Consider the following 25503-nt stretch of genomic DNA (forward strand, 5'->3'; position numbering starts at 1 on the left):
ATTTACAGTCGAATTAGAGACACCATTAGTAGAAGGAATGAAACTTGAAGTAACTCAATCTCAAGAAGATGAAAATGGCGAAACAGTAGAAAGTGATCCAGTCTATGTGACTGTACAGCCAAGTGAGGATAACGGTGCCGATGATGGTTTCACGTTAGAAGCTCCTTTTGTTAATGATGTGTACGATGGGGACACAGCAGTTACAGGGAAAGGTGAACCTAGGTCTACTGTTCATGTGAAAAATAAAGCGGGTAATGAATTAGGTTCTGGATTAGTAGACGAAGACGGCAACTTTACAGTCGAATTAGGCACACCATTAGTAGAAGGGATGGAACTTGAAGTCACTCAATCCCAAGAAAATGAAAATGGTGAAAGAGTAGAAAGTGCTCCTACAAATGTGACTGTACAGCAAGTAGATACGGGTGATGGAGACGCAGATGGTCAGCCGGGAACTTCAGGTACTCCAGGAAATCAAGGAACGAACGGAAATGTTTCAGGATTTGGCAATAGCAATAGTAATACACTCCCAAATACGGCAACTGGTATTTGGACAGTAGGGGCCACTGGTCTAGGTGCATTATTAGCAGGTCTTGGCGCTAGATTATTTGGTCGCCGTAGAAAGCAATAACAATTTTCATATGATATAAATAGAAGAAGCAGATGTTATTTATACATTTGCTTCTTTTATCCTTATCATATGGAGGATTAATAAACACAAGTTAGCTATCCATCCATAACTAATAGATTGAAAGTAAGTTACGAAGCTGTTAAATCGAGCATTTTATGTTAACTGTCAATACTACTCATTCATTTCAAACAAAAGAGTTAAGTACATTTTTATAGATGAATCGAGGAGGGCTTTTTAATGAAGATATTTGGAAATGTGCTAATTATACTCGGGATCATTTTTGTCTCCCTTTTTGGTTATCAACTTTTTCAACATGATCAATCAGAGAAACAATCATTGGTCGAAGCGAAAGAGCGAATAGGGGAAGGGAATCAATCATCCAAAGGAGAAAACAATCAACCGAGCCCAGATCTTTTTAAAGCGAAGCACAATGAGGCCTTTGCGACTTTAGAGATTCCTAAACTAGAAAAAACCTTACCAGTTGTTGAGGGGACCGATCCTGACTCACTAAAAAAGGGTGTAGGTCATTTAACGAATTCATTGTATCCAGGGCAAGGAGATCAAATTGTTTTATCTGGCCATCGTGATACTGTTTTTCGTCAATTTGGAAAAATGGAAATCGGCGACCGGTTTATCGTCAATGTCCCATATGGATCCTATACGTATGAAATAAGAGAAACGGAGATTGTACCTGAAGATGATACGACAGTTATTAGGGAAATGGGTGAAGAGGTACTAGTCGTTACAACTTGCTATCCATTTAGCTATATCGGTAATGCACCAGATCGATTTGTTGCTTATGCTTATCCCGTAGATTAATTCTTATTAAATGAAGAAAAGGTAGAGGGATGCCATTCGGCTAATTACCCTGGAATACAAGAGTGAAGCGAGCTATTCAGGAAGGAATCTCGATGAAAAAGATTGAGGATCTTGTTGAACAGTAGATCAATGCAAAATACGGATGAATATTTTCAAACGAGTGCATTAATAAAATAAAGGCAAGTATTCTGTCTGGGGTTCTTTAATGAGGAAAGGGCGATGATCTTACAATCACCATCCTTTCTTCTTTATCCTAAGTTGTTTGTACCCGAAGTGATAAGGGGGGAGTTCTATGCTCTAATGTTGTGATTGCTTCGTAGATAAATGTATATAGTATGACGTGTCCTGTGTTCTACTATCTATCATTTTTCTGTAATTTCATGCTTAAACGCTAAAGTTAATTTGATGTTATTGCGAGACTTTGGTAAAAGATTATTAATATGTTTCTCGCAAAACCAAATGCACTCCATATTAGAAGCTAATTTGCTAGGAAACCAGTAAATGCTAGGCTTCCCGATATTTTTACAGCGGGCACATCAATATTTCCCAATGCTAATTTTGCTGCTTCTATAGCCCCTTCATAATCGTGACCGTAATAAAGTATATTTTTTTCAATTATTGTAATTGGACTCATGTTGACCAAAAAGCTCGATTTTCCCTCGAGCAATCGTGTAATCAAGTTTCCATATACATCCAAATCAGGTATTAATACAATAGTCTTTCGGTTAATCACGTATTATGCAGCTATATTCATATTCTTGAATGGATCTTAAGACATGCATTGGGATAAAAGTGAATGATTACACCTGAGATATTTATCTAATCAAATGTTTGATTAGCTATTTATAATGGATAGATTTAAATATTTATTGAGTAAACCTCAAAAAAATAATAAACAAACACGATTGACCATCATTGGTTCATACAATATTGAAAATGATATAGGAGATGAGTGTATGGGGCTATGGATTGATGTCTCAATCAAAAAGCACCAATTAAAACTTTTTGATGATCGTAAATTAATTAAAACGTATCCAGTAGCTTTAGGAAAGATGGTAACGCCAACGCCGCACGGAGCGTATACGATTATTAATAAACAGCCTAATCCGGGAGGTCCATTTGGGGTCATGTGGATGGGATTATCTAAACCGCATTATGGCATCCATGGAACAAATAATCCGTCTTCAATCGGAAAAAGTGTGTCGCATGGCTGTATTCGAATGCACAATCATGATGTACTTGAGCTTTCTAAAAAGGTTCCGATCGGGACTGGAGTTGTGATTCATTGAATAATGGATACCTTCCTAGAAGGTTTAGTAGAATACAATTTTATGAGAGGTACAATCCTTAACATTGATAACTAGTTTGCTCTGATTTTCCCAAATTTAAATTTATACGATTTTCACCAATTCCGTTCAAGCATCGATTTTTATTTGGTCAGCTATGTCAGTAAATGAAACGATAATTATATTACGAGTCAGTAGTCATTCTAAAAAAGGCAAGCTTGATATATCAAGCTTGTTTTATTTATCGTGGAGCAGTTCGCATATTTTCCTTGCATCCCTATAGGTGATCTGGAATTATTTGTACGCCAAGGTTCGTTTTCAATTCATGTTATAATTGAGAGATCAGGCGCATGCCTGCACTCAAACAACAAGGTTAGGTGTTGCATATTTTGAAGCGATTTTTACTTTTATTGTTAATAATAGGTATTGCATATATATCAAAACCGGTTTGGGAGGATTATTTGAACCGGGAAACGACGCTTTCTGCGAAAGATTCGATTACCACTAAAATGGAATCTATAAAAAATAACCCTGATGTGGCTACTGGATTAAACGCCATAGCAGATACGTTTCATGAAGTAATCGGATGGTTAGATGGTTCTATCGCTCAATTGCAGAAGGAACAGGAGCAATCAGAATTGTCACCGGTAGAAAAACCTACCTTGACTGCACCAGAACAACAAAAGTTTTCCTTGCATAATATCGAACTAGGGGACTCAAAGGATAAAGTTGAACAAGCGGTCGGTGCTCCGAAGCGTGTATCAAAAAATGAATATGGTGTTGATTGGTATAGCTACCATGAGAATTACCAAAATTTTATGATGATCTCATATAGCGAAAATGATATAGTGAATGGTCTTTATACAAATCAAGATTTAATCTCATCCTCTAACGGGGTTAAACTAGGATCTTCGAAAGAATCTGTGAAAGCCTATCTAGGTGAGCCAATAACGCAAATGCGTAAAGGTTTTGTTTATTATCAAATTCAGGATAATGGAGAGTATGAAATTTATCAAATAGACAATAGTTATATTACTGTTTTTTATGATCAGCATGAGAATAATACTGTCACAGCGATTCAAATAATTGATTTGGATTTAGAAGGAAATAGAAAAGATATGTATACGAAGCCAAGTGAACAGCTCAAAGAAGGTTTCGAGTATCAGCTATTTGATTTAACGAATGCATCGAGAGTGAATCACAACTTGGGCATATTAACTTGGGATGATCATGTAAAAGAAACAGCCCGAAAGCACAGTATAGATATGGCGGAAAATGCCTATTTTAACCATGAGAATTTACGAGGACAATCTCCTTTTGATCGGATGCACGAAGACAATATTGCCTTTATTGTTGCAGGGGAAAATCTAGCTTATGGCCAATTTAGCAGCATCTTTGCCCATGAAGGTTTAATGAATTCAATAGGACATAGAGAAAATATTTTAAAACCCGATTATCAGTATTTAGGTGTTGGTGTTGCATTTAATGAAAAATCGCAACCATATTATACCGAGAATTTCTTTAGTAATTAAGTATGGCAGTGGGTCTAATGACTCGCTGCCTTTTCTATTAAAACAAGTCTATACTCACAACCTTTTTCTATTTAATGTTAAATACCCCTAAAGTTATTGCGATTTAAGACGATATATAACTATGTAAAGTTTTTTTGATGTGTGTGTTTAAAATTGCAACGAAATTAAAGTGGGGGGAAGATGTATGAAAAAATTTAATGTAAGCTTGAAAAATAAACTAATTCTTTCTTTTATTAGTATCTTGTTAATTCCTAGTATTACGATAGCTATCTTTTCGTATAAGAGCTCGGAAAAGAATATAGATATTCAGATGCTTGAAGCTACACAAAAAAATGTGGAGATTATTAATCAGACAGTGGATCAATTTATGTTAGCGCAAATGGAAAACGTCGATTATTTATCCAATATGATGGAACCTAACAAAATTGATAAAAATAGTGATCCAGCAACGAGGAAACTATTAGATACGATTCAAGGTTCAAAAGCAGATGTTGAGCAAACCTATATCGGAACAGAAACTGGTCAATTTATGAATTCGCCTACATCTTTTAAAAATCCACCAGATTATGATCCGCGCCAACGTCCATGGTATCAGGAGGCAATGAAAAGTCGTGGCGAGGTTATTATTACCGACCCATACGTCTCACAATCTTCGCAGCAAGTAGTAGTCACACTTGCTAAAGCAACTGCAGATGGCAAGGGAGTTGTGGCTGTAAATCTTAAGTTGGAAAGTCTTACAGAAATGATAAGTAAGGTTAGTATTGGGGAGGAAGGTTATTTATTTTTATTAGATAAAAATAATCACTATATTAGCCACCCTACAGGGGAAGCCGGAGAGGAAGCTCCGAGTACTTTAGTAGAGAAACTTGGGTCATCTAATTCAGATAGTTTTACTTATGACATAGATGGTGATCAAAAAAAATTATCCTTTACAACGAGTGAGCCTACAGGCTGGAAGATTGTTGGAACCATGTTTCAGGACGAAGTAGACCAGGCAGTTAAGCCAATACTAAATACAACTTTAATCGTTATTATTGCTTCGTTGATTTTAGGTGGAATTTCGATCTGGTTAATTATTGTTTCTATTATTAAACCAATAAATACACTTGTAAGTGCAGCGGATCAGATGAGTCAAGGAGATTTAAGCGTTCAAATTAATCTGCAAAGTAAGGATGAGCTAGGCCGACTAGCCCAAGCGTTTAATCATATGCGAGCAAATCTAAGTGATATTATTTCAAAAGTTCATGAAAAGTCTAGTAACCTGGCAGCATCTTCTGAGCAATTAAATGCGAGTACGGAAGAAAATACATCAGCTACAGAACAAATTTCTTCATCTATTCAGGAAGTTGCCGCTGGAATGGAAATGCAAACTAGTCGGATTGAAGAAAGCTCGATCATGGCTGGAGATATGTCTAAATCCATTCAATATATTGTTACGAGTTCCAATGGGGTTTCACAAACGGCAGTAAACGCAACATCTGCTGTTGAAGAAGGAAATAAAGCAATTGAAACAACTGTAGCACAAATGGAATTTATTAAACAAACGGTGAATAAATTATCCGGAAATATTGAGGTCTTAGATAATCACTCACAAGAAATCAGTAAAATTGTAGATGTTATTACTAATATAGCAGAACAAACGAATTTACTTGCACTGAATGCTGCAATTGAAGCGGCTAGAGCAGGTGAATCTGGAAAAGGATTTGCTGTTGTTGCTGATGAAGTACGCAAGCTTGCAGAACAGTCGGCCCAATCAACGGAACAAATTAGAAAAATGATTGGTTCTATCCAGCAAGAGACTTCTGTTGCTGTGAAGTCTATGGAATCAGGAACGACGGAAGTAGATAGAGGAATTGAAGTAGTTAGCCATGCAGGAGAGTCCTTTACTGCTATTACAGGTTTCGTTAATACGATATCAGAACAGATAGCACAAGTTACATCTGAAATCGAAGGAATTTCTGCAGGAACGGAACAGTTTATTGGAACGTTCGAGGAAGTATCTAAAGTAGCAGACTCAACAGCAGGTGGCGCGCAAAATGTATCAGCATCAACACAAGAACAATTAGCTTCAATGGAAGAGATTAGAAGCGCTGCGATGTCATTATCAGAAATTGCAGAGGAACTACAAGGTCTAGTTCAGCAATTTAAACTGTAATTTTAGATAAAGTTGAAAAAACGCGATGTGGATTCATAGTGCATCGCGTTTTTTCTGCTTCTTTATAGCATTTACAAGCGGTTAGCAGTCATGTACTGTCCGTCGTGCGCAAATACTGGCGGTAAGGGAAATTTTACAAGCCATGGCAGATAACTTACTGTCTGTCATAGGCGAAATACTGGCTGTCACCATTTTTTTAGCAGACAGCTGGTGACAATATTCGCTTTATAACTTCTAGCAAAATAAAAAACGCAAGGCACATCATTGTGTGCCTTGCGTTTTTTTAATTCAATCCCGACGGTATATCTCTTTCGTTTCCGGGTATTGTTTCTTCGTAATGGTCCAACCAGTGAAGCCAAAGATAATATTAATGAGTGGGACGAGGAAGACAAAGAAACTGAATGGGATAAATTCACCTGGACTAGGACCGAGAATATTCATGGCAAATACAGCAGTTATTCCCCAGGGAACTAGGTTTATACCCACTGTTCCAGCGGCTTCTACACTTCGTGATAGATTTTTCGTATCGATTCCCATTTCTTTATATTTTTTTGTAAATGTTCTTGCTGGTAAAATAATCGATAAAAATTGTTCGCCACTCGCAAAGGCAATCACGAATGTGGATAGAATCGTGGAGCTAATAAGCGATCCGGTAGTACGCACCTTGTCCATTATTTTAGCAGTCAATGCATCGAAAGCTCCTGTTGTTTCTAAAATTCCCCCTAAAGCAGTCGCGATGATTAATATTGCTACTGTACTGAGCATCGACATTAAGCCACCGCTGTTTAATAAGGAATCAAGCGCATCTATATCGCTTGTAACTGAAAATCCATTTGTCATAATTTGTACTACTTCTGAAACGGATATACCTTGAACAATGACTGCGAGCACTCCACCTAGAAAGCTAACGCCGATCAAAGTAGGGATAGCTGGAAGTCGTTTCATCATCAGAAAGATGACAAGTACTGGCATGAGCAATAATAGCGGATGAATAACAAATATATCTTGTAAACCATCTGTGATCAGATCAATTGTATTTGTATTTACCGTAGATTTTGGCACAAAGAAAAGGCCAACGACCCAATACATGATTATCGCAATAAGGAATGCCGGAATGGTATCCCAAAGCATATGTTTGATATGGCTAAATAAGTCAGTATCAGCCATTGCTGGAGCGATATTAGTCGTGTCGGATAACGGAGATAATTTATCACCGAAGAAAGCACCTGAAATCACCGCACCTGCAACAAGTCCGCCAGAAAATCCGAGCCCTTCTCCAATCACCATGAAGGCAAGCCCTATTGTAGCAATGGAAGTAAAGGAGCTACCTAATGTAATCGAAACAATTCCAGTCACGAGCGCAACCATAGGAACAAACAATGAAGGGTGGATCAATGACAGTCCATAATAAATCATCGTTGGGATTACGCCACTTGCGATCCATGTACCGACTATAATGCCGATAATAAGAAGGATGAATACAGCGGGTAATGCTCTAGCAACACCACTCACCATCATTTTTTCAATTTCCGTCCAACTCCATCCGCTCATAACAGCAACAATTGCTGCTGCCGCAACTCCAATCAGTAAAGGGATATGCATACTGGCGTCCCATATAAAGATAGAGGCAACCGCCGAGCCTATTAGCCCGAGTATCGGAATCAGCGCCATGCCAATTGATATATTCTTTTTCATATATATGTGATCTCCTCTATGTTGAAAAAATACAAAAGTACCCGCATCATAATTTACTTTAGTGGGGCAACGCGAGCACGTAACATAGTATACCATGTTTGCAGAGTCGGGTACTACTAGAAGTTTATAGGGGATTGTAAAAGTAGAATAAAGTTCACAACCTTAAAAACTTCAATAAAGGACAAGGTATTTAAAATGAATATAAAGAGTATTCAGGACAATGAAATATATGGTACGATTTAAATACTAATATAGAAGAATGACGCTATTGAACAGAGTATTAATATCGAAAACGCTATTAAATAAAAAGAAAGCGCTATCTCGAAAGAGAAGGGGGGTCCATTGGTGAAGAGAAGTGTAAGAATTCCAATCATTTATCAGCATTTATTCATTTATATTATTCTACTAATTGTCCCTATCTTTATCATGGGCTATATTATCCATTTCCAGTTAATCACGAGTTTAAAAAGCCAAGTAACAGCATCAAATGAACAAAAATTGACTCAAATGAAAGATATAATGGATACGAAGTTACTTGAATTGCATAATATTTCTATGCAAATATCCAATCAACCTGAGTTAACACCGTATAGTATTAATAATTTTTATGATGTATTTAAGGCAAAGAAGTTATTAAGCTATAAAGTGGGTAATGATTTTATTTATGATCTTTTTTATTTTATTAGGGATGGAGATTATTTGTATTCAGGGGACTCCAGTTATTCTATTCCTCTTTTTATTGAGTCACATTATCAATATAAACATTGGCAGACCGATGAATTCTATCAAGACATCAATACAAGTGAACAACGCTTTTTGCGCAATGCAGAAGATATTACGTTATTCAATGGTGTTCAATCAAGAATGATTACCTATGGAGTTCCTGTCCCTTTAAATAATAGTAATCCTTACGGAACGATTCTTTTTTTAATAAAGGAAAAAACAATTAGGGATATGTTAAGAAACGTTGTTCATACATCGGAAGGAAATGCTTTTATATTAGATGAAAATAATCAAATGGTGGCAAGTCTCTCTCCTAATGACAAAGAATTATCCATGATTAATAAAGAAATAGAAAAGAACGGAGTAGAAGGGATTCGTAGTCTGAATATAGGAGATCAAACATATTTTATGTCACATGTAAAATCTGAATTTTTTGATTGGACATATATTACGTTTATGCCTGAGAAGGAACTGATGAGAGAGGTCCATGCTGTGAGAAATAAAGTGTTAACCTCTTATGCTGTTATTTTAGGTGTTGGGGGATTACTCATATACTTGGGTATTCATATGAATTATAAACCACTACGCAGATTGATTCGGCGTGCGGATGAAAAATGGGCACGTGTGGTGGATCATCGACATGAGCTAGATAAAATATGGGGAGCAATGGATTATACAGATTCGATGAATCGGAAGCTAAGTGAACAGGTCGAGAATAGTCTTCCTGTTCTCCAACAACATTTGCTTATTCGATTATTAAGAGGAGAACTGATCGATCATACCGAGTTTAATGTATTGGGTGCAGAGGTTGACTTGACGTTAAAAGAATCTTCCTACTTTGTGATGTTAGTAGATTTTAACAAAGATGAAATGCCACATGTCCACATGCGCGCCGAGCTAGTGGAAACATGGTTATCCCACCTGCCAAATATTGAAAAGTATCGAGTTGATTTATTTGAAACCTCAAAAATCGCAATGATTTTATCTGGTGAGGTGGATGCTTCCTTATTGGAAAATTGGTACCAAACATATATTAAAAGCCAATCATCTACTATTACCATTGGTGTGGGAAATAGTTATCGTGACTTTACGCAAATAGGAAAGTCACATTTGGAGGCATCAACAGCGCTTCATTATAAACTGATTAAAGGTGCCGATCAGATTATTTTCTTTACGGAAACTTCTGCACAACACTTAAGCTTGCGATGGTATGATAAACGTATGATTGAACAGTTAGAATTATTTTTAAGGCAGAAAGATAAGGATCGCGTGGATGAGATTATTGATCAGATTGTACATATTATTAAAGCGGAAGATACTAATTTATTTATGGCAAAATGTCTTAGCTTTGACGTATCAAGTACTGTAATGAGAATTGTTCATGATATGCGGCGTTTTCAGAAAGAGGTTGGCGGCACTTTACCAGATGTTTTCCTTATTAATGACTTTCATTCTGTAGAAGAAATAGAGGAGACAGTCAGAAGGATGATTCAAGCAGCTATCCGGCTTGATGATCAAACAGCACCAGAACAAAAACTATTGGATGAGTTATTGGATTATATGAATAGAAATTACCATGATTATGAATTCTCTATTCAATCGCTTGCGGATCAATTTGGCTTATCTGAAACATATATTATGCGTTATTTTAAAAAACAAACAGGTGATACAATTTTACAACATTTGAATCGTTTAAGAATGGATCATACGAAACAATTGTTGGAGACAACAGATATGCCGATTAAAGAAATCGTCACGCAAGTTGGGTATAGTGATGTTTCCAGTTTTATTAGAAGGTTTAAACAGTCGACACAATTAACCCCAGGAGAATATAGAAAAAGATATGCAAAGAAAAAAGCGTAGCTTAGCTAGGCTTTTTTTCTTTGGATTAATAATGAACTTTCTTGAAAAATTGCATTATATCAACGTTTCAACCAATGTGCATATTTAGCATATTGGTTTGCTTTTAGCCAATTGTATAAAGTTAGTCTCTTTCAGGTGAAGTTTGTTTTCGCATATGTATGTTGAAAAAACTGATTGCGCTACCTAAAAAAATTACTTTATGATAGTGGCACTGAGAGAGCCATTAGCCAGCTTGGATATAAATGTATCCGTTTTCAGTTAAAGAATGGGGGAGATGATATGGATGAACAAGGAAGTGCCATACTTCAAAAAGATCAAGCAGTAATCCTTAAGCAGAAGAAACGTTCACGTACATTGAAAAAAATAATGGGAAGTTATCAATTATATCTTTTACTTCTACCAACATTGATCTACTTTTTAGTATTTCATTATTTCCCTATGTATGGAGTCCAAATTGCATTTAAAAACTTCAATCCAGTACTCGGAATAAACGGTAGTCCTTGGATTGGTTTTGAACACTTCGAACGCTTTTTTAACTCGTATCAGTTTTGGACTGTCCTAAAAAATACGTTAGGCTTAGCAGTATTTGAATTGGCGATGTTTCCGATCCCAATTATCATGGCATTGTTATTAAACCAATTAGTAAGCTCACGTTTTAAGCGTGTTGTTCAAACGGTCACATATGCACCACATTTTATCTCTGTCGTTGTGTTGATTGGAATGTTATATCTATTCTTATCTCCACGAAGCGGAATTATAAACCAATTAATCGTGTTGCTTGGCGGCGATCCTGTCTTCTTTTTTGGAATTGCGGAATGGTTTAAACCGCTCTTTGTCTTTTCGGGCGTCTGGCAAAATCTTGGTTGGGGAATGATTATTTACTTAGCGGCTTTAACTGCTATTAGCCCTGATTTACACGAAGCAGCGGTGATGGATGGAGCAAGTAAATTACGCAGAATCTGGCATATTGATGTTCCTGGCATTATGCCGACTGTAATTATATTGCTAATTCTAAATGTAGGAAGTCTGTTAAGTATCGGCTTTGAAAAGGTATATTTGATGCAAAATTCACTGAATATGTCCTCATCAGAGGTTATTCAAACCCATGTGTACAAAACTGGATTATTAGGAGCTCAGTACAGCTATGCCGCCGCAGTAGGGCTATTTAATTCAGTCATTAATTTTATATTGCTTATTGTAATCAATCAGACGGCTAAAAAAGCTGGTCAGTCAAGTCTTTGGTAAAAGGAGGGGAAGTCTGTTGAACATTGGAAGCCGTACGAGAGGCGATAAAATATTTGATTATGCAAATGTCACCTTTTTTCTAATTATTCTATTTATCACGATTTATCCGCTTTATTTCATGCTGATTGCTTCTTTCAGCAGTCCTGATAGTGTGAACAACGGGGAAATATGGTTATGGCCGAAAGATATTACATTTGAGGGCTACAAAATGATTTTTGAACATGAGAAAATTTGGACTGGATATAAAAATTCGATCATCTATACGGTCGTTGGTACGTTAGTGAATGTTGTTTTAACGATTACTGGTGGTTATGCTTTATCGCGAAAAGATTTGGTTGGTCGTAATGTGTTTATGTTTTTTATCGTATTTACAATGTTTTTCAGTGGTGGGATGATTCCTAACTATTTACTCGTGAAAGACTTAGGGATGGTAAATACGCTATGGGCAATGGTCATACCTAATGCTATTTCTGTTTTTAATTTAATTATCGTCCGCACGTTTTTTCAAAGTACGATCCCTGATGAATTATTGGAAGCAGCTAAAGTGGATGGATGTAGTGATTGGAAGTTCTTTTTGAAAATTGTACTCCCAATATCTACACCAATCATTGCTGTAATGGTACTTTTCAGTGCCGTAGGACATTGGAATACTTACTTTTCAGCGCTCATTTATTTACGAGATTCCAATTTATTTCCACTTCAATTGGTGCTAAGAGATGTCTTGATATTAACTCAAGCACAGGAAGTCATGGATTCGGGTGCTTTGATGGAGGGCAATGCAGAATTACAAAATGTTTCGGAGCTGATTAAGTACGGCGTCGTTATTATTGCTAGTCTGCCGGTTCTCATACTTTATCCGTTTGTACAAAAACATTTTGTGAAAGGCGTTATGATCGGATCAATTAAAGGTTGATTGATCTGTTTATATATAAATTGTCATAAGGGGGAAACAAAGAATGCAGAAACGATTTATTGCTTTGACTATTGTTTTGTTACTATTGCTTGGTGCTTGTAGCTCTAAAAAGGAAGAAGCGGGAGCGAAAGAGGATGTAGATTCAGATGAGAAAGTAACGCTCAGTGCATTTGGAATAAAAGCACCAGCTGCTACAACAGATTACGATGAGATGCCATTTTTAAAAGAATTAGCTGACAATGTCAATGTCGATATTAAGTGGACGACAGCAACAACGCAAACATCTACGGAACAAATTAATTTAATGTTCGCCAGTGATGATTTACCGGATATTTTCTATTCTGCATGGTCTTTAGGCGGCAGTGATATTGTTAAATACGGATCGACAGGTCAATTAGTTGCACTCGATGATCTGATTGAAGAACATGCTCCGAATATTAAGGAATTGTTTGAAAAAAGACCTGATTTAAAAAAGATGATCACCGCACCTGATGGACATATTTATGCTTTACCTCAATACGATGAATCGAAAGCTAGTAAGTCCAATGATGCATTTTTTATCAATAAAAAATGGTTAGATCAATTAGATTTACCGATTCCGACAACGACAGAAGAATTCCATGAAACACTAAAAGCTTTTAAAGATAATGATATGAATGAAAATGGTAAAAAGGATGAAATTCCATTCAGCTTCACCTTTGAGAATCAAATACGTGGCCCTCACTCTATGAGCGGTGCATTTGGTGTGGTTGGTCGTCATATAGGTGTAAAAGATGGAAACGTATATTATGCGCCAGCACAACCAAAATATCGGGAATATGTGAAGTATATGCATGATTTATATAAAGATGGCTTAATAGATCCAGAGGCTTTTACACATGATGTTCAAGTGTATGATTCAAAAATTAAAAGCAGCACACCAATCTTAGGGGCGCTTTTTAGTTGGTCCAATTTTTCATCTTTCGGAAAAGTGGATACAGATTATGTAGCGATACCCCCACTAAAAGGACCAGAAGGGGATCAGATGTGGAATGCTAACGCTGGTGGACTAAGTATGTCAGGCTTTTCGATTACATCAGCTAATAAAAATCCAATCCGTTCCATTCAATGGGTGGACCAAATGTTTGATGAAGAAACGGGTATACAAGTATCATTAGGACCACTTGGTGAAAATATTAAAAAAGAAGACGATGGTACGATCACTATTCTTGAAGCGCCTGAGGGCATGAGTTATGAAGAATTCAGACATAAAACAACTCCTGGTTCATACGGTGTGTATGCTAATCTAGAGGAAACGAATGATAAAGTAAATAAAAGCCCCGGCCAAATTGAAAAGGAAGAATATGCGGAGATGTATGCTCCTTTCCAACCGGAGGAAATCTATCCAAACGTATTATATAGTGTAGAAGACGGAGATCGTTTGTCGATCTTGTCGACGGATATCGATAACTATATGAATGAAACGATTCCTAAGTTTATCATTAATGGAGATGTAGACGCGCAATGGGATGCATATGTGAAGCAATTGGAGAAAATGGGCTTGGCAGAACTACTGGAAATCTATCAGAAGTATTATGATGAATTTAAATAAGTAACATAAGGCTTGTAGACAGGGGCGGGCATCCGTACTCTGTTTACAAGTTTAATATATATTTGGATCATTGCGATCTTAGGGGAGGCATATGTATGGCTGATTTACGTAAAAAGAAGCCAAATATTGTATGTATAATGTCTGACGACCAAGGAATCTGGTCTTTAGGATGCTACGGAAATAAGGAGATTCAAACACCAAATCTAGATCGTTTGGCAGAAACAGGGGTAAAGTTTAATGAATTTTTCTGCACTTCACCAGTCTGCTCTCCTGCTCGCGCATCTATATTAACAGGAAAAATACCATCTCAACATGGCGTACATGATTGGATTGCAGGAGGAGATGTCGAGCAGCCTATCGAATATTTAGAAGAACATGTTGCTTACACAGAAATTCTGGCCGAAAATGATTATGTTTGCGGCTTAAGTGGTAAGTGGCATCTTGGTGATAGTTTAAAGCCGCAAAAAGGTTTCAGTCATTGGTATGTTCATCAAGCAGGGGGAGGGCCTTATTATGATGCACCAATGGTTCGCGATGGTACATGTATGAATGAACCCGGCTATTTGACTGAGGCGATAACGAATGATGCATTACAATTTTTAGACGACCAGACAAGAGATGAGCGGCCTTTTTATTTAGGTATTCATTATACCGCTCCGCACGATCCATGGCTAAACAGTCATCCAGAAGAATTTGTACAGCTTTATGATGATTGTGCTTTTGAAACATGTCCGCAAAAAGAACTACAAAAATGGTTTTCCCCTACAATGAATATTGGAGACGATTGGCGAGAGCATGCGAAAGGATATTATGCAGCGATTACAGCGATGGATCAACAGATTGGTCGAGTGCTTGATGCCTTAGAAGAAAAGGGAGTTCGTGAAGATACCGTAATTATATTTATGAGTGATAATGGTTTCAGTTGTGGTCAACATGGGTTTTGGGGTAAGGGAAATGGTACTTTTCCACTAAATATGTACGATTATTCAGTGAAAGTTCCATTGATAATAAGCCAACCAGGGCGTATTACTGAAGGCCGTAGTTGCGATGCTTTATTAAGTGGTTATGATTTTATGCCGACCTTGTTGGATTATGTTGGTCTAGATACATATAAACATGGGACAGATTTACCTGGAAAGTCCTTTGCTCCTCTGTTAGCAGAAGAAAGTCATGTAAGTGAAAATAATGCGGTAGTTATTTACGATGAATATGGTCCTGTACGGATGATCCGAACAAAGGAGTGGAAGTATATTCATCGCTATCCATATGGTCCACATGAATTATATCACTTAACGAATGATCCATTAGAAAGAATTAATTTAATTGAAAGCCCACACCATAAGGCAGTATGGAAGGAACTAAAATATCAACTAAGTAATTGGTTTCATGAGTATGTTGATACAAAGGTCGATGGCACAAAAGAAAGTGTAGTTGGTACAGGACAAATCAATTTAGCAGGTTTGAAAAATAGCGGGGAGAATGCTTATTATGGACGAAGTGATAATTAAAAGTACAGGCTATACATGTGTGAGAGGGAGACGCTTATGAAAAAACCAAATATTCTTCTGATTACAAGTGATCAGCAACATTGGAATACGATTGGAGCTTTTAACAATGAAATCTCCACACCTAATTTAGATAGATTAGTAAAAGAAGGGACGACTTTCAATCGTGCTTACTGTCCTAATCCTACATGTACACCAACGCGAGCTTCGATCATCACAGGGAAATATCCAAGTCAACATGGTGCATGGAGTATTGGTACGAAACTGTCTGAAGATCAGCTGACAATAGGTGATATCCTTAAAGAGGAAGATTATCGAACTGCTTTAGTTGGTAAGGCGCATTTTCAACCACTTACATCAACAGAAGAGTATCCATCACTGGAAGCATATCCGCTTTTACAAGATCTTGCATTTTGGAAGCGCTTTGATGAAGACTTTTATGGTTTTGAAGATGTCGATCTAGCTCGTAATCATACGAATGAAGCACATGTTGGTCAACATTACGCGATCTGGCTGGAGGAAAATGGATGTCATAATTGGCGAGATTATTTCCGGACTCCTACTGGCACAATGGATCCATCAGAAAAATACAAGTGGGATATTCCAGAAAAATATCATTATAACAATTGGATTGCTGAGAAAACAAATGAAAAATTAGAGAAGTATCAAGAAGAAGAGGAGTCATTTTTCTTATGGGCTAGTTTCTTTGATCCGCATCCACCATATATCGTACCTGAACCATGGGATACAATGTATGATCCAGAGAAACTTACATTACCTAAGATTGTTCCGGGTGAGCATGATAAAAATGCTCCACATTTTCAGTTAACACAAGCGGAGAATCCAGACTTTACACCTTATCAAGAGACGAATATTGGCAATATTGGTTTTCGTTCCTACGTTAATATAAAAGAGTCGGAAGCTAGAAAAAATATGGCCGTGTATTATGGCATGATTACGATGATGGATAAGTATATTGGTAGAATCTTAGACAAGTTAGATGAGCTTGGACTAGCAGAGGATACGATTATTGTCTTTACAACGGATCATGGTCATTTTTTTGGCCAACATGGGCTTCATGACAAGGGTGGATTCCATTATGAGGATGTAATGAAATTACCTTTTATCGTCCGCTATCCAGGAAATATCCAAGCAGGGCATGTCTCAACGGCTATGCAGTCACTTGTTGATTTAGCTCCTACTTTTTTAAGTTTTGCTGGGATTCCCATTCCAGCTACGATGACGGGCTGTGACCAAAAACCGGCGTGGATAGGAGAAGAAGAGCAAGTAAGGGACCATATTATTTGTGAATACAGAACACAACCAACGGCTGTACACCAGAAGACATTTGTAGATGAACGGTACAAAATAACCATTTATTATAATCGGCCGTATGGAGAAATATTTGATTTGCTTGAAGATCCTGGGGAAATCAATAATTTATGGGATGACCCAGCGTCTCTCCAGTTAAAGGCCGATTTACTATTAAAATATGCTTGGGCAGAGTTAGGTAAAGAAGCACTACCGATGCCAAGAATTTCAGGTGCTTAAAGGGAGCAGGCCTTAACGTTTATAAACATTTGTATCTTGAGAACACTAGGGAAGGATAGATGTTGAATATGAGTAAAAACACAAACAAAAAGCAGCCGAATATTATTTTTATTATGAGCGATGACCATGCTGCACATGCGATTAGCGCTTATGGAAGCAGGATTAATGAAACGCCGAATCTTGATCGTATTTCTAATGAAGGGATTCGCTTAGATAATTGTTTTTGTACAAATTCAATATGTGCTCCGAGCCGAGCGGCAATTTTAACTGGGAAATACAATCATGTGAATGGCGTGCGAACGCTTTATGAGGATATTGATTCGAGTCAGCAGAATGTCGCAAAAATATTGCAGGCTAATGGATATCAAACCGCAATGATTGGTAAATGGCATCTAGGGCATGGCGAGAATAGTAATCCGACTGGGTTTGACTATTGGAATATCTTCCCTGGCCAAGGAGAATATCATGACCCTGACATGTTTGAAATGGGTGAGAAGAAAAAGTTTCCTGGATATGCCACAGACATTACGACGGATTTATGTATTGATTGGATGGAAAAAAGAAATAAGGAACAGCCATTTTTTATGATGTGTCACCATAAAGCGCCGCACCGTCCATGGGATCCGGATGAAAAACATATGCATTTATATGAAGATATCGATATTCCAGAACCAGAGACTTTCCATGACAACTATGAAAATCGTACATATGCAGCTGCAGAGGCAGAAATGCGCATTGAACGAGATTTAAGAAAGAGAGATGTGAAGGAGGACCCGCCGGAAGGCCTTTCGTCATCTGAATTGAAAAGTTGGTATTATCAAAGATACATAAAAGATTATCTTCGTTGTATCGCCTCCATTGATGATAATGTCGGGCGCTTGCTTGATTATCTGGATGAAAAAGATCTGACGGATGACACAATCATTATGTATACTTCGGACCAAGGCTTTTTCCTTGGCGATCATGGATGGTACGATAAACGTTTTATGTATGAAGAATCATTGAGGATGCCGTTTCTAGTACGTTATCCGCGAGAAATTTCTCCTGGAAGCGCAACAGAAGATTTCGGTTTGAATGTTGACTTTGCTCAGACGTTCTTAGATTACGCCGGGATTCCAGCCCCTGAAGATATGCAGGGAACAAGCCTAAGGCCAATTTTAAAAGGAGAAACACCTGATGATTGGCAGGATTCCATGTACTATCGCTATTGGGAGCACATGAGCGAGCACAATGTCGCTGCACATTATGGAGTACGGACACATCAATATAAATTAATTTATTATTATGGGGAAGGGCTGGGGGTACCAGGCGCTCGCGATGTTTCCTTTGAACCACAATGGGAATTATTCGATTTAGAGAAGGACCCATATGAAATGAATAATGTGTATGGGCATGAGGATTACCAAGAGGTGGCTTCAGATTTGAAAGCGGAATTATATAGATTAAAAGAACAAGTAGGGGATCATGATTGATGACTTTTAACTTTATGCAGTGGGATAAACTCCGGCTGAATGAATTCAAATCACCGTCGGAGTTCACTAATTTTAGGGGAAGATTATCGAGCAGGTGATAAAATCTGGAGGCATTTCGCAGGGGTGTAATGGATAAAGAGGCATCCATCTCTATCAGTGGAGTTACTTGTGTATCAAGATCTTATGCTAAAAGTTTATTGCATACGAAACAATTTGTAACCACTGAGCAGTCAGAATACAGGTAGACTCCTGCGAGATATGCGAGACGGTGAGTCCCTGCAAGAAGCGTAGCGACTGTAGCGGCTTACCGCTCGCCCCGCGGAAAGCGAAGTGAATAAATGATGGGTAAATCGCCAAATATATTGATTATATTAAATGATGATATGGGTTATTCTGATATTGGCTGTTATGGTGGAGAAGTAGACACTCCAAATCTAGATACGCTTGCTGAACAAGGGGTTCGCTTTACGCAATTTTATAATACGGCAAGATGTAGCCCTTCAAGAGCATCATTACTTACAGGTCTCCATCCTCATCAAACAGGAATAGGTATTTTAACGGATGATGACGGTCCCGAAGGATATGCTGGTAATTTAAACAAGCAGTGTGTAACCATTCCAGAAGTTTTAAAAGGAAGCAATTATAGCACTTTCATGAGTGGGAAATGGCATGTGGCAAATGACTTTCATCATGTATCGGACACTTGGCCTAAGCAACGGGGATTTGATCAATTTTATGGCACTATTGCTGGAGCCGGTAGTTACTATGATCCAAAAACCCTTACTCGAGACAATGAAAATATTGAATGTGAAGCACAGGAAAATGACGATTTTTATTATACGGATGCTATCAGTGATAATGCTGTCCGTTTTATTCAAGAACATGTTAGTAGTGGAAAAGAGCAGCCATTTTTTCAGTACGTTGCTTATACAGCACCCCATTGGCCATTACATGCCCCAAAAGAAGTAATAGATAAATATAAAGGGCGATTTAATTCCGGCTGGGATAAATTAAGAGAGCAACGTCTAGAACGTATGATTGATATGGGCATCATAGAACCACATTGGAAATTGTCTGAACGAGATGCTTCCCAACCATTATGGGAAGATGCGGAAAATAAAGAGTGGCGACAACGTTGTATGGAAGTATACGCGGCACAAATTGATAGGATGGATCAGGGAATTGGAAGAATAATAAATGTATTAAAAGAAACAAATCAATTAGAAGATACAATCATTATATTTCTGTCTGATAACGGAGGTTGTGCAGAAGAAATAGGACCTGATTGGGGACCGAGACTCGTGAAAAATAGCGCCCGTGCAAAAACGAGATCAGGTGAAGAGGTTATCTTTGGGGATCGGCCAGAATATATGCCTGGACCGGAAAATACATATCAAAGTTACGGCATTGCATGGGCCAATGTATCAAACACACCTTTTAAATTATATAAACATTGGGTTCATGAAGGAGGAATAGCGACACCGCTTATCGTCCATTGGCCTAAAGGCATCAAAGCAAAAGGGGCGATCAGACATAGCCCTGCTCAACTAACAGATATAATGGCAACAGTTTTAGACGTGACTGGAGCCTCTTATCCAGAATCATATAAAGGAAATAAAATATTACCATTAGAAGGTCAGAGTATCGTTCCTTTCTTCGAGGAAGATATAGAGGAAGAGAGACCGTTGTATTGGGAACATGAAGGGATTTCAGCTATTCGAATTGGAAAATGGAAACTCGTTAAAAGATATCCAGGGGAATGGGAACTCTATGATATGCAAAGTGATAGAACAGAGCATCATAATGTTGCATATCAATATCCAAAAAGAGTAGCGAAGATGATTAAAAAATATGATGCATGGGCAAAGCGCTGCGGGGTTATTCCTAGAGAGAAGATATTAAAACGATAGAAGCATGAAGTAATAGATGTATGGAATTGTAGTTTCAACGGATTGTTAGGTTGAAGGGAAAAGGAAATAAATGGATTGAGAAAATGGCAGGTCATGATAAATGGTTTTTTTAGGGACAACTCTGTGATAGGAGTTGTCTCTTTTGATAATGATCGTGTAGTGGATTTAAACTTTGTACACATTGGATATTGGGATCATTTAAAAATTCGATTTGAACTTACCAGGGGGGAGTTAGTTCGATGTTAAAGAGAATTCCATTATTTTATAAGTATCTGCTTTCCTATTCTATACTATTAATCATTCCGCTCATTGTTACATCTTTGTTTTCATATAAACATTATACATCTATTTTAAAAGAAGAAATTATGCTTGGTCATGAACAAATGCTAGAACAAATGAGAGATACATTTGATACAAAAATGAGGGAAATGAACACTATTTCTTATGAAATATCTTCTAACCCCGAATTGACTCCCTATTATTTGGAGCAAAATATGTATCATGCCTATGCTGCAAAAAGACTATTGAATTTTACTGTTGCAAATAACTTTTTTCAGAACGTTTTTCTCTATATTAAAGAGGGAGATTATATTTATTCCGCCGAAAGTACTTATTCAATCCCGTTATTTACGGATAATATATATCAATATAAAAATTGGAGTCCTTCACAGTTCCGTAATGACCTTAACCGTTTAGAGACTCCTATATTACGTCCTTCCGAAGAGGTTGATTCGTCCTTATTAAAGAGTAACCGAGCAATAACATATATAGTGCCACTTCCGCCAAGTGGGGTTGAACCTTATGGAGCAGCAGTCTTTATTATTGATGAAGATACAGTAAAAGGATTACAAAGAGGTGGCATTGAAGAAAGAGTAGGAAATACATTAATTTTAAACGAAAAAGGAGAAGTTATTACTTCATTATATGATACTGATTATCTTCAGGATCAGTCATTTCTACAGTCTATTAAGGCATTACCACCTGGTTCAAAGTCGATAAAAATAAAAAATGAACAATACATTCTTTCAACAGCTAAATCTAACTATACTGGTTGGACTTATTTAACTATGATGCCACAGGAGCATTTATTGAAAAAGGTTAGCCAAGTGCAATATCGTGCAATGATTGTTCTAATTGCCAATCTATTTCTGGGAAGTATCGTTATATATTTTTTAATGAGAATCAATTACAGTCCATTACAACAAATATTTTCATATACAACGCTTCAACTTGGTAAATCTGTTCAAAATTCGAGTGATGTTTTAAATATGCTATCTAATATGAATAAAAAAAGTAAAGCCATAGAAAACAAGTGGAAGGATAATCAGTATGCTATTAGAAAGTATTTGTTAATTGAATTATTGCACGGACAAATAACGGACATGAAAGAATTTTATGATCGAGGGGAAGAAGTTGGATTAAACTTTAGAGAAAAGCGAATATTTGTCCTTCGCTGTGAGATTAAAGATGAAGATATTGACAATAAAGCAATAATATCGGAAAGGATTAATAACGAAATCTACACAAGATATGAAGGTTATGAGGTGAAGTGGGCTAATCAAAATGTGATTACCTATATATGTACCCTTGGAAAAGAAGATCAACAACTGAAGGAATTTATTCTGTTTCTTCATAAAATCCTTAAGGAACATTCTCAGGGGAGTATCACGATTGGTGTTGGTTGCATCTATGAAGATATGAATAAGATCGGAAAATCTTATATGGAAGCGTCAACGGCACTTGACTATAAACTAATCAAAGGTCAGAACCAGGTGATATTCTTTGATGAAATTAATTCTGAAAATCAGCTAGATTATTGGTATCCTAAACAAGAAATTGAAACACTTCAATTATTAGTGAATGAAAGGGATACCGCTAAAATTATCGAGATGATAAAGAATATTCATCGGGATGTAGAAAAGAACAAACCGCCATTGCATATGGTACGTTGTATATGCTATGACATCATTAATTGTATTATTAAAAATTCCTATAACAACGAAAATAGCTATCTCGCAGATTTAACGTATCCTGATATTGAGAAGCTTTCCAAGTTTGAAACATTGCAGGATTTTGAACAATTAGCTAATGAAATTTGCATGCGATTGCAAGGGGTGGTGCAGGACCGAAATATAGAATCTGATTTACGGGAGCGGGCCATTACATTTATACGTGAAAATTATCGAGATAATCAATTTTCAGTTCAGAAAATGGCTGATTCATTATCAGTAGCACAAACATATTTAAAAAGATACTTTAAACAACAGACAGGTCAGACTATTACTGACTATTTGAGCTTTTACCGGATAGAGCATGCTAAGCAATTGTTGAAGAATAGTAATATCTCTCTGAAAGAATTAGTCAAGGAAATCGGCTATCATGATGTTTCTAGTTTTATCCGTAAATTTAAAAATGAAATGAAGATTACACCAGGAGAATACCGAAAGATTCATACAGACCGAAAAAAGGTTAATTAGTTTAATGACTTCCTAATGCAAGGCGTTTTCCATTGTAATGGAGATAATGCTTTGCTTTTTTGGTGCTATTCGAATATTAGGAATATGTGAGTATGCTAATTGTATCTTTTAGGCTTTAGATATAGGGGAGAAACCGTGCTATAACTAGCTTTGGAAAAGCATGGATTTTTCGCATAGTTGTTGCACATATAGCATATTTACTGAAAATATCCCAATGGCTATAGTAAATGTAATCAAAAATGATAAGGAGGTGATCAATTGGCGATCGAAAAGGTAAATAAAATGACAGCGTTTACAGGAGTGGCGCGAACTACGAAAATAAAGAGATCTTTGACAATGTGGAAAAAGGTTCGAAAAAACTATGAGCTTTACATATTTTTGCTTCCAACCTTATTATACTTTCTCCTTTTCCATTATGTCCCTATGTATGGAATGCAAATTGCATTTAAAAATTATATTGCAATAAAAGGAATTCACGGAAGTCCGTGGGTCGCTTTCGAACATTTCGAACGTTTTTTTTCATCATATCAATTTCTAACGGTTCTTAAAAACACATTATTTATTAGTTTGTACCAGTTGTTACTAGCGTTTCCGATTCCTATCATTTTGGCGCTTTTATTAAATCAAATAGGTAGCATGCGTTTTCGAAGATTGGTTCAAACCATCACTTATGCACCTCATTTTATTTCTGTTGTGATTATCGTTGGTATGATGTACTTATTTTTATCACCAGTTAATGGTTTGTTTAATAATCTTTTGACTTTATTAGGAATGGAACCCATCTACTTTATGGGAGAAGCAAGTTGGTTTAAGTCTATTTTTGTCTTTTCAGGAATATGGCAAAACGCTGGCTGGTCGATGATTATTTATTTGGCAGCCTTGGCATCTGTCAGTGTAGAACTTCATGAAGCTGCAATCATGGATGGAGCAACAAAATTCCAACGAATTTTGCATATAGATTTTCCCTCCATCATGCCTACTATCATGATCCTACTCATCTTAGATGTCGGAAACTTTATGGCTGTGGGGTTTGAAAAAGTATATTTGATGCAAAATGCATTAAATATTGATTCATCAGAGGTTATCCAAACATATGTGTACAAAACAGGTCTTCTTAGTGCCCAGTTTAGCTATGCAACTGCAGTGGGGCTGTTTAACGCATTAATTAACTTTGCGCTTTTAATTGCGATGAATCAATTTGCCAAGAAAATGAAACAAACAAGCTTATTTTAAAAAGGGGGGGAGCGCTTGAATGTAATAAAAAAAAACAAAGCAGATCGAATATTTGATACTTTTAATTATACCTTTATGACGATCCTTATTTTGATTGTTCTCTACCCTCTGTATTTAATCGTTATTTCATCTGTCAGTAACCCTTATGCAGTAAATAGCGGTACGGTTTGGCTTATTCCCGAAGGCTTTACAATGGAGGGATATAAAAAATTATTTGAGTTTGGAAAGGTTTGGATTGGGTATCGGAATTCTTTATTCTATGCTGTGTTTGGTACAGTTCTTAATCTAAGTCTTACCCTTACAGCAGGTTATGCACTTTCTAGACATGATCTTGTCGGACGAAATTTCTTTATGTTTATCATTGCATTTACGATGTTTTTTGGCGGTGGAATTATACCAACATATTTATTGGTAAAGGATTTGGGAATGGTTAATACAATTTGGTCACAGGTAATTCCAAATGCTGTTTCCGCTTTCAACATCATTATTGCCAGAACATTTTTTCAAACTACCATTCCAAAAGGACTGCTTGAAGCAGCCCAGGTGGACGGATGTACAACTACGAAATTTTTCTTCAAAATTGTTCTTCCTTTATCGGTGCCTATTATTGCAGTCATTGCATTGTTTAGTGCGGTCGCTCATTGGAATTCCTATTTCCAGGCGCTAATTTATTTGAGGGATGAAAGTCTATATCCATTACAAATTATTTTGAGAGAAATATTGATAGTGAATGAATCGCAAGGAGATACAATGGTTATTTCTCCTGATTCTGAACTGCAGGATGTCTCAGAGATTATGAAATACGGTGCCATTATTGTTACTAGTTTACCGGTATTAATCTTATATCCATTTGTACAAAAATACTTTGTAAAAGGAGTTATGATTGGTTCGATTAAAGAGTAAAA

At 36.9% G+C, this 25503-nt stretch carries 19 protein-coding genes; 16 read left to right on the forward strand and 3 right to left on the reverse strand.

What is annotated here, in order from left to right:
• Together BLE01S_RS10160 and srtD are read left to right on the forward strand one after the other, a co-directional pair.
• The coding region (locus BLE01S_RS10160; RefSeq protein ID WP_157419495.1) for an Ig-like domain-containing protein at positions 1–628 on the forward strand (628 nt) is incomplete at its 5' end.
• A 237-nt stretch (positions 629–865) separates the two neighbouring features.
• Positions 866–1447: a class D sortase, LPxTATN-specific gene (gene srtD / locus BLE01S_RS10165; RefSeq protein WP_066141106.1), complete on the forward strand. Its 582-nt coding sequence runs from the start codon at positions 866–868 to the stop codon at positions 1445–1447.
• Between the two features lie 362 nt (positions 1448–1809).
• Here the strand turns inward: srtD and BLE01S_RS21400 are convergent, their stop codons facing one another.
• Both BLE01S_RS21400 and BLE01S_RS10170 read right to left on the reverse strand, forming a co-directional pair.
• Positions 1810–1917, reverse strand: coding sequence for a hypothetical protein (locus BLE01S_RS21400; protein ID WP_082788682.1), 108 nt, complete (start codon positions 1915–1917; stop codon positions 1810–1812).
• Positions 1918–1925: 8 nt separating this feature from the next.
• Positions 1926–2180 (reverse strand): competence protein ComK, encoded by a 255-nt coding sequence (locus BLE01S_RS10170; protein ID WP_082788683.1) that lies wholly within the window; start codon positions 2178–2180, stop codon positions 1926–1928.
• Between the two features lie 223 nt (positions 2181–2403).
• Between BLE01S_RS10170 and BLE01S_RS10175 the strand changes: the two genes are divergently transcribed.
• From BLE01S_RS10175 to BLE01S_RS10185, 3 genes are all read left to right on the forward strand, one after another.
• Positions 2404–2736, forward strand: a complete 333-nt coding sequence (locus BLE01S_RS10175; protein ID WP_066141112.1) for a L,D-transpeptidase — start codon at positions 2404–2406, stop codon at positions 2734–2736.
• Positions 2737–3122: 386 nt separating this feature from the next.
• Complete coding sequence (locus BLE01S_RS10180; protein WP_066141115.1) at positions 3123–4265, forward strand: CAP domain-containing protein; 1143 nt, start codon at positions 3123–3125, stop codon at positions 4263–4265.
• Positions 4266–4449: 184 nt separating this feature from the next.
• Positions 4450–6420, forward strand: a complete 1971-nt coding sequence (locus BLE01S_RS10185; RefSeq protein WP_066141117.1) for a methyl-accepting chemotaxis protein — start codon at positions 4450–4452, stop codon at positions 6418–6420.
• Between the two features lie 288 nt (positions 6421–6708).
• Here the strand turns inward: BLE01S_RS10185 and nhaC are convergent, their stop codons facing one another.
• Positions 6709–8115 carry a Na+/H+ antiporter NhaC gene (gene nhaC / locus BLE01S_RS10190; RefSeq protein ID WP_066141120.1) on the reverse strand — a complete coding sequence of 469 codons (1407 nt, stop codon included), beginning with the start codon at positions 8113–8115 and terminating at the stop codon, positions 6709–6711.
• 345 nt (positions 8116–8460) lie between these two features.
• Here nhaC and BLE01S_RS10195 point away from each other — a divergent pair, with 345 nt between their 5' ends.
• The 11 genes from BLE01S_RS10195 (at position 8461) to BLE01S_RS10245 (ending at position 25501) form a co-directional block, all read left to right on the forward strand.
• Positions 8461–10701 carry a helix-turn-helix domain-containing protein gene (locus tag BLE01S_RS10195; RefSeq protein ID WP_066141123.1) on the forward strand — a complete coding sequence of 747 codons (2241 nt, stop codon included), beginning with the start codon at positions 8461–8463 and terminating at the stop codon, positions 10699–10701.
• 279 nt (positions 10702–10980) lie between these two features.
• Positions 10981–11946, forward strand: coding sequence for an ABC transporter permease (locus BLE01S_RS10200; RefSeq protein ID WP_066141126.1), 966 nt, complete (start codon positions 10981–10983; stop codon positions 11944–11946).
• A 16-nt stretch (positions 11947–11962) separates the two neighbouring features.
• The gene (locus BLE01S_RS10205) at positions 11963–12859 is read left to right on the forward strand and encodes a carbohydrate ABC transporter permease (RefSeq protein ID WP_066141129.1); all 897 of its coding nucleotides are present in this window, start codon (positions 11963–11965) and stop codon (positions 12857–12859) included.
• A gap of 43 nt (positions 12860–12902) precedes the next feature.
• Complete coding sequence (locus BLE01S_RS10210) at positions 12903–14450, forward strand: type 2 periplasmic-binding domain-containing protein (protein WP_066141131.1); 1548 nt, start codon at positions 12903–12905, stop codon at positions 14448–14450.
• A gap of 95 nt (positions 14451–14545) precedes the next feature.
• A complete protein-coding gene (locus BLE01S_RS10215) occupies positions 14546–15958 on the forward strand; it encodes a sulfatase family protein (protein ID WP_066141133.1) in 1413 nt (470 codons plus the stop codon).
• Positions 15959–15994: 36 nt separating this feature from the next.
• Positions 15995–17506: a sulfatase family protein gene (locus tag BLE01S_RS10220; protein ID WP_082788684.1), complete on the forward strand. Its 1512-nt coding sequence runs from the start codon at positions 15995–15997 to the stop codon at positions 17504–17506.
• A 68-nt stretch (positions 17507–17574) separates the two neighbouring features.
• Positions 17575–18978: a sulfatase family protein gene (locus tag BLE01S_RS10225; protein WP_066142191.1), complete on the forward strand. Its 1404-nt coding sequence runs from the start codon at positions 17575–17577 to the stop codon at positions 18976–18978.
• Positions 18979–19316: 338 nt separating this feature from the next.
• Positions 19317–20888: an arylsulfatase gene (locus BLE01S_RS10230; RefSeq protein ID WP_231955851.1), complete on the forward strand. Its 1572-nt coding sequence runs from the start codon at positions 19317–19319 to the stop codon at positions 20886–20888.
• Between the two features lie 239 nt (positions 20889–21127).
• On the forward strand, positions 21128–23365 hold the full coding sequence (locus BLE01S_RS10235) for a helix-turn-helix domain-containing protein (protein ID WP_066141145.1): 2238 nt from the start codon (positions 21128–21130) through the stop codon (positions 23363–23365).
• A 282-nt stretch (positions 23366–23647) separates the two neighbouring features.
• Positions 23648–24598, forward strand: coding sequence for an ABC transporter permease (locus BLE01S_RS10240; RefSeq protein ID WP_066142194.1), 951 nt, complete (start codon positions 23648–23650; stop codon positions 24596–24598).
• Between the two features lie 15 nt (positions 24599–24613).
• Positions 24614–25501: a carbohydrate ABC transporter permease gene (locus tag BLE01S_RS10245; protein WP_066141148.1), complete on the forward strand. Its 888-nt coding sequence runs from the start codon at positions 24614–24616 to the stop codon at positions 25499–25501.
• Positions 25502–25503 lie beyond the last annotated feature (2 nt).

The sequence above is a fragment of the Lederbergia lenta NBRC 16444 genome, assembly GCF_001591545.1.
GTDB lineage: Bacteria > Bacillota > Bacilli > Bacillales > Bacillaceae_C > Lederbergia > Lederbergia lenta.